Annotated in this window: 5 protein-coding genes and 1 pseudogene; 5 read left to right on the top strand and 1 reads right to left on the bottom strand. The window is 32.8% G+C overall.

From position 1 onward, the window contains the following. Positions 1-631: 631 nt before the first annotated feature. The 5 genes and pseudogenes from B2217_RS16945 to B2217_RS00695 all read left to right on the top strand — a co-directional run bounded on the left by B2217_RS16945 (position 632) and on the right by B2217_RS00695 (position 5,330). Positions 632-2,014, top strand: a pseudogene (locus B2217_RS16945) (NAD(P)-binding domain-containing protein). Positions 2,015-2,142: 128 nt separating this feature from the next. Next, on the top strand, positions 2,143-2,751 hold the full coding sequence (locus B2217_RS00710) for a trimeric intracellular cation channel family protein (RefSeq protein WP_280045188.1): 609 nt from the start codon (positions 2,143-2,145) through the stop codon (positions 2,749-2,751). Between the two features lie 38 nt (positions 2,752-2,789). After that, entirely contained in the window at positions 2,790-3,395 is a 606-nt protein-coding gene (locus B2217_RS00705) for a trimeric intracellular cation channel family protein (RefSeq protein WP_280045189.1), read from the top strand. Between the two features lie 2 nt (positions 3,396-3,397). Further along, on the top strand, positions 3,398-4,339 hold the full coding sequence (gene hutG / locus B2217_RS00700; protein WP_280045190.1) for a formimidoylglutamase: 942 nt from the start codon (positions 3,398-3,400) through the stop codon (positions 4,337-4,339). 124 nt (positions 4,340-4,463) lie between these two features. After that, positions 4,464-5,330, top strand: a complete 867-nt coding sequence (locus B2217_RS00695; protein ID WP_019975176.1) for a sigma-70 family RNA polymerase sigma factor — start codon at positions 4,464-4,466, stop codon at positions 5,328-5,330. Positions 5,331-5,369: 39 nt separating this feature from the next. Here the strand turns inward: B2217_RS00695 and mgtE are convergent, their stop codons facing one another. Beyond that, complete coding sequence (mgtE, locus tag B2217_RS00690; RefSeq protein WP_180905258.1) at positions 5,370-6,689, bottom strand: magnesium transporter; 1,320 nt, start codon at positions 6,687-6,689, stop codon at positions 5,370-5,372. Positions 6,690-6,749: the final 60 nt, after the last annotated feature.

Here is a 6,749-nt window from a genome sequence, read left to right as displayed (position 1 = left end):
TTAAAAGCCTCAAGATTATTTTCTTGAGGCTTTTTTGTGGTTACACGTTACGCTTAGCCTGAAGGCTGTAAGCTTTACGCTAACTCAAAACTATGTTTTATAAAACAAGAACTAACTCAGAACTTACTACTCATAACTCGAAAACACCTCTATAATCCCTTTAAGGGATACTTTTGTTTAGATCTTTATTCTGTAAGTCTTAAATCTTACGTCTTATAACTTATAACTCAAAACTTAGAACTCAATCCGCGTTAGGGGTAGCAGTGGAAATCCTTTTGTAGCAAATGTCTTTTCTATATAACCTCTATTTTCTTCTACAAAAGATTGGAAAGGATAGCCCGACCGAAGGGAACGCCATAATAATTAAGCTTATTATTATGTTTCATTAATATTTGTCCATCTGCTATAATTTTAGTACATTGAAGAATAATTTAATTTTGAATAAAATTTTATTTATTCAGCAAGAGGTTTTCTATCTCTTATATGTTGTAATCCATTTATTACACATTCTATTCTGTTTTACACAGTTTTTATAGAAGTTTGTTTCTATATCAGGTCGTTTCAGACATAAAAATCAATTACTATCGAATGATAGTTGAGTAGTTCATATAAGTTTAATTAAAAACAATTCATGAGTTTAAAAGTAGGCATTATCGGGGCTGGACCAAGTGGTTTGGCAATGTTAAGAGCATTTGAGTCAGAAGAAAAAAAAGGTAACAAAATTCCAGAAATTAAATGTTTTGAGAAGCAAGACAACTGGGGAGGAATGTGGAACTACACATGGCGTACAGGAGTAGGTAAATACGGAGAGCCATTGCATGGCAGTATGTATAAATATTTATGGTCGAATGGACCAAAAGAATGTTTAGAATTTGCAGATTATACATTTTCTGAACACTTTGGTCAAACAATATCTTCTTATCCACCAAGAGAAGTATTATTCGATTATATAGAAGGGAGAATTAAACAAAGTAATGCGCGAAAGTACATTCAGTTTAATACCGTTGCAAGGTGGGTAGATTATGTAGAGAATCAAAAACAATTTCGCGTTGTTTTTGATGATTTAAAGAAAAATGAAACTTTCGAAGAGTATTTCGATTATTTAATTGTCGGAACATGACATTTTTCTACACCAAATATGCCTTATTTTAAAGGGATTGAGAATTATACAGGAAATGTAATGCATGCGCATGATTTCCGTGGAGCGGATCCATTTAGAGGCAAAGAAATTTTATTGATTGGTAGTAGTTATTCGGCAGAAGATATTGCGGTACAATGCTATAAACACGGAACTAAATCGGTCACAATTTCTTATCGTACAAATCCAATCGATTGTAAATGGCCAAAAGGAATAGAAGAATTGCCTTTGGTCACTCATTTTGAGGATAAGAAAGCATTTTTCAAAGACGGAACATCAAAAGAGTTTGATGCAGTGATTATGTGTACAGGTTATCAACACAAATTTCCGTTTTTACCAGATAATTTGCGTCTAAAAACAAAAAACTGTTTGTATCCAGAAGGAATGTATAAAGGTGTAATATCAGATGTTAATGCTCAATTGTTATTTTTGGGAATGCAGGATCAATATTACACATTTAATATGTTTGATGCACAAGCATGGTTTGCACGTGATTATATTTTGGGACGAATTGATTTACCTTCAAAACAGGATATTCAAAACGATATTCAGAAATGGATTGATTATGAAAAACAATCAATTTCTGCTGACGACCATGTTGATTTTCAAACGGATTATTTGAAGGATTTGATTCATATGACTGATTATCCTATGTTCGATTTGGATAAAGTAGCTAATATGTTCAAATCTTGGTTAAAAGATAAAGAAGAAAATATTTTAACTTATCGAGATAAAACCTATACCTCTGTTATGGACGAAACGAAAGCAGAAAAACATCACACACCTTGGATGAAAGAGTTAGATGATAGTTTAGAACGCTATTTGGATGAAGATCCGATTGATGAAAAGCAATTAGAAAAAACAAATTATTATTAATATTAACAAAAAGACTAACAAATGTGTTAGTCTTTTTTTATTTTCGATTGTATATTTAAACATCGTTAAAAAAAGAAAAGTGTTTATTTTTGACAGAGCACAACACAATATGATTTAATACAATAGAAATGGAGATTCAATATTTTTTCGAATTATTTGGTACACTTTTTTTTGGAATTTCGGGCGCTTTAGCAGCAGATGAAAAATCGGGAAATGATTGGTTTGGTGTAACCTTTATTGCTTTCCTAACTTCAATTGGAGGCGGTACAATACGTGATATATTACTTTCTGTTGAGATTATGTGGATAAAGGATGTGAATCTTATTTATGCGGTAGGGATTGGTGTTGTTTTAGCCGCAATTTTCTATACACCTTTACTTAAACTTCGTAAAACATTTATGCTTTTTGATACGTTAGGGATTGCTTTGTTTACGATTGTTGGTTTAGAAAAAGCTCTAAATCTTGGAATTCATCCCGTAATTGCACCTGTAATGGGAATGTTTACTGCGGTTTTTGGATCCATTATTCGAGATATGATGTTGAATGAAGTTCCTATTATTTTCAAGAAAGAAATTTATGCGTTCGCATGTCTTTGTGGTGCAGTTATTTACATGATTTTATGGAAATTGGGACTTGATCGTAATATTAATTTCTTTGTTTCGGGAGCTGTAATTGTCGCAATTCGTTTGGTTGCAATTAAATACAATTTATCATTACCAAAGTTTAAAAGTCATTAATTTATAGATTCGTATCTTAGCGAACTAATTTTTTATAGATGGAAATTCAATACTTTTTTGAATTATTCGGAACAGTTGTGTTCGCAATTTCTGGTGCTTTAGCTGGAGATGAAAGACAAAAACACGATTGGTTCGGAATTGCTTGCTTTGCTTTTATAACGGCTGTTGGTGGCGGAACTTTACGCGATTTATTCCTTAACAGTTATCCGTTAGTTTGGATAAATGATATGAATGTCATTTACGCAGTTTTTGCTGGAATTTTATTGGCAGGATTATTTTTCAAATATTTTTCACGGTTAAGAGTAACATTAATGCTTTTCGACACATTAGGAATTGCTTTATTTACAATAGTAGGTTTAGAGAAAGCACATTCTTTGGGTGCAAACAATTTTATTTCTGTGATGATGGGAATGATGACCGCTGTAATGGGTGGTATGTTGCGCGATGTTTTGATGAATAAAACGCCTACAGTTTTTGTGAAAGAAATTTATGCAATGGCATGTATCGCAGGAGGTGTGATGTATTTAATTTTTGATAATTTTGGATTAGATCGTAATATCAATTTCATTGTTTCGGGAGCTATTATCGCTGCGATTCGTATTGTAACTGTAAAATATAAATTGTCGTTACCTAAATTTTATTAATCATGCAAAAAACACCATTTAATCAAGAAATTTGGACAGGAAGAATTGATTCTGAAGATGGAGAATTAGGACTAAGAATTCATCAAGTAATTTCTGATTACGATAAATTTGAATTATCATCCATTCAACCAAAAGTACTTTTAGGATTTTGTTCGGAAGAAGGTGTTGAACGAAATAAAGGGCGAATTGGAGCGAAAAATTCGCCAGATTTGATTCGTAAAAGTTTAGCGAATTTGCCTTTACATTTTTCTGAAACTGATTTTATTTTCGATGCTGGAAATTTTCACTGTGATGATAAGAATCTAGAATCTGCGAGAGATGAACAAATCAATCAAGTTGATAAAATCATTCAACAAAATCATTTTCCGATTGTAATTGGAGGTGGACATGAAACAGCTTTAGGAGATTTTTTGGCTTTAGCGAAATCATACAAAAATATTGGAATTATCAATCTTGATGCACATTTTGATTTGAGAACGCCAAATCCACAATCAACTTCTGGAACGCCTTTTTACGAAATGGCTAAGTACTGCGAAGAAAATGAAATAGCTTTCAATTATATTCCAATCGGTATTCAAGAATTAGGAAATACGAAAGCTTTATTTCAACGTGCAGAAAATTTAGGCGCTAATTATATTTTAGCAGATGAAGTTCATTTCAATTTGAATAAAGTGTTAGACGATTTGAAAACGATTGTTCAACAATTTGATGCGCTTTATGTTTCGTTGGATATGGATGTTTTTGATGCAGCTTATGCGCCAGGTGTAAGTGCAACGACAATTAATGGTTTGACTCCTTTTCAGGTTAAATATATTTTGAAGGTTTTGATAAACTCAAACAAAGTGAAAATCTTTGATTTGGTTGAATATAATTCGCTTTTTGATGTTGATAACTCGACAGCGAAACTCTCTGCACAAATGATTTACGAAGTTTTAAGATATTAATTCTGAAATATTTTACAATATTATGTAACCTTTTTCAGTTATCTGCGTATACATATATAGTGGTGTTGATAAAATGCCAAAAGAAATCGATAATAATCATTAATAATAGGAGGGTTTTAGTTAAATGAGACAGCTTAAAATTACAAAGCAGGTAACAAATCGTGAAACTGCGTCGTTGGATAAATACTTACAAGAGATTGGTAAAGTAGATTTGATTACAGCGGAGGAGGAAGTAGAGTTAGCACAACGTATCAAAGCAGGAGATCGTGTTGCCTTAGAAAAATTAACAAAAGCAAACTTACGTTTCGTGGTATCTGTTGCGAAACAATATCAAAATCAAGGTTTAAGTTTACCAGATTTAATTAATGAAGGAAATTTAGGTTTGATTAAAGCAGCGCAACGTTTTGACGAAACGCGTGGTTTCAAATTTATCTCGTATGCAGTTTGGTGGATTCGTCAATCTATCTTACAAGCATTAGCAGAACAATCTCGTATTGTACGTTTACCATTAAATAAAATTGGATCGATCAATAAAATTAATAAAGCCTATGCTTTATTAGAACAAGAACATGAGCGTGCCCCATCTGCAGAAGAAATTTCTGAAGTTTTGGATATGTCTGAAGGGGATGTAAAAGAGTCGATGAAAAACTCTGGTCGCCACGTCTCAATGGATGCACCATTAGTAGAAGGAGAAGATTCTAACTTATACGATGTATTAAACATTGGTGAATCTCCATCTCCAGATGTACAGTTGATGATAGAATCTTTACGTGTAGAGATTGAACGTGCATTACAAACATTAACGCCTCGTGAAGCTGATTTAATTCGTTTATACTTCGGATTAAACGGACAACACCCAATGACGTTAGAAGAAATTGGAGAAACGTTTGATTTAACAAGAGAACGTGTTCGTCAAATTAAAGAAAAAGCAATTCGCCGTTTAAAACATACTTCAAGATCTAAGATTTTGAAAACATATATCGGACGATAAAAATAAAAAACTCCACCTAAATTTAGTTGGAGTTTTTCATTATAATAATTTCCCGCTTAGTAAAATTGCAGCAATTGTAAAGTAGATAATCAATCCTGAAACGTCAACCAAAGTAGCAACGAAAGGCGAGGATGCTGTTGCGGGATCAAATCCAATTTTTCTCAAAATAAATGGAACTAAAGATCCTGAAAGTGTTCCCCATAAAACAATAACAATTAAAGATAAAGCGACTGTTAAAGCTATATACAACCAATACTCTCCATAACTATAAATTCCAGTTTTTTGCCAAATTAAGATTCGGATAAAACCCACAAATCCTAGAATTGCACCTAAGATTAATCCCGAAGCAAATTCTTTTTTCATTACATACCACCAATCTTTTAGCTTTAATTCGCCCAAAGCCATCGCACGAATAATCAGTGAAGCCGCTTGAGAACCAGAATTTCCGCCACTCGAAATAATCAATGGAACAAATAAAGCCAACACAACCGCTTTTTCGATTTCCTGGTCATAATAACTCATTGCAGAAGCCGTAAACATTTCGCCAATAAATAAGATAACCAGCCAACCTGCGCGCTTTTTGATTAATTCCGCAATAGGTGTTTTAGTATACGAAACATCCAATTCTTCCATTCCTCCGAATTTCTGAATATCTTCTGTATCACGCATTTTCATTCGATCCAAGATGTCGTCGAAGGTTACAATTCCGACCAAAACATCATTTTCTGTCACAATTGGCATAGCAGAACGATCGTATTTATCAAAAACTTCTAACGCATCTTCTAAAGGAGTCGTCGTCTTGATTGAAACAAAATTATGATCGATCAAATCTTCTACTTTCGTATCTTCATCAGCCAAAAGAATTTCGCCAATTTTTAAATCATCAATCAATCTATTTTTTCCATCAACAATAAAAATATACGTCAACGTTTCCGCTTTTTTTCCATACTTTTTGATGTGAGCCAAAACTTGTTTTACTGTATAATGTTCTTTTACCTGAATATAATTTGGTGTCATTAAACGTGCAATCGAATCTTCTTTGTATCCAATCAAATTCAGTGCTGTAGCACGTTCTTCAGGATTTAAAAGATTAATGGAATGTTTGATTAATTGATCTGGGAAATTTTCAAAAAGTTCTGTTCGGTCATCAGGATCAAGATTGTTCAAAACCTCGGCTAAATCTTCGTCCGTCAAACTTTTTACAATTTCGTACTGAATATCGGGTTCAAAATAGGAGAATACTTCAACTTTATCATCATTCGAAAGCGAATAAAAAGCGATATTTCTTTCCTTTACGTTCAGTGCAGTTAATTGTTCGGCAATATCTGCTGGATGTTGATTAAGCATATTATTTTCCATAAATTTGTTGTTTTTATCCCAAGCTGCAAATTAAGTCTTTTTGAGATGAGAAGAAGTATA

The sequence above is a fragment of the Empedobacter sp. UBA7620 genome (assembly GCF_002484185.1).
Taxonomy (GTDB): Bacteria; Bacteroidota; Bacteroidia; order Flavobacteriales; family Weeksellaceae; genus Empedobacter; species Empedobacter falsenii_C.
The sequence above is the reverse complement of the archived record's forward strand: the minus strand, read 5'-3'. Positions and strand labels throughout refer to the sequence as shown.

What these genes read in the sequence shown, in the direction of transcription:
- B2217_RS00710 (WP_280045188.1), top strand. Translation starts at nt 2,143, where the DNA reads ATGGAGATTCAATATTTTTTCGAATTATTTGGTACACTTTTTTTTGGA.
- B2217_RS00705 (WP_280045189.1), top strand. Translation starts at nt 2,790, where the DNA reads ATGGAAATTCAATACTTTTTTGAATTATTCGGAACAGTTGTGTTCGCA.
- hutG (WP_280045190.1), top strand. Translation starts at nt 3,398, where the DNA reads ATGCAAAAAACACCATTTAATCAAGAAATTTGGACAGGAAGAATTGAT.
- B2217_RS00695 (WP_019975176.1), top strand. Translation starts at nt 4,464, where the DNA reads ATGAGACAGCTTAAAATTACAAAGCAGGTAACAAATCGTGAAACTGCG.
- mgtE (WP_180905258.1), bottom strand. Translation starts at nt 6,689, where the DNA reads ATGGAAAATAATATGCTTAATCAACATCCAGCAGATATTGCCGAACAA.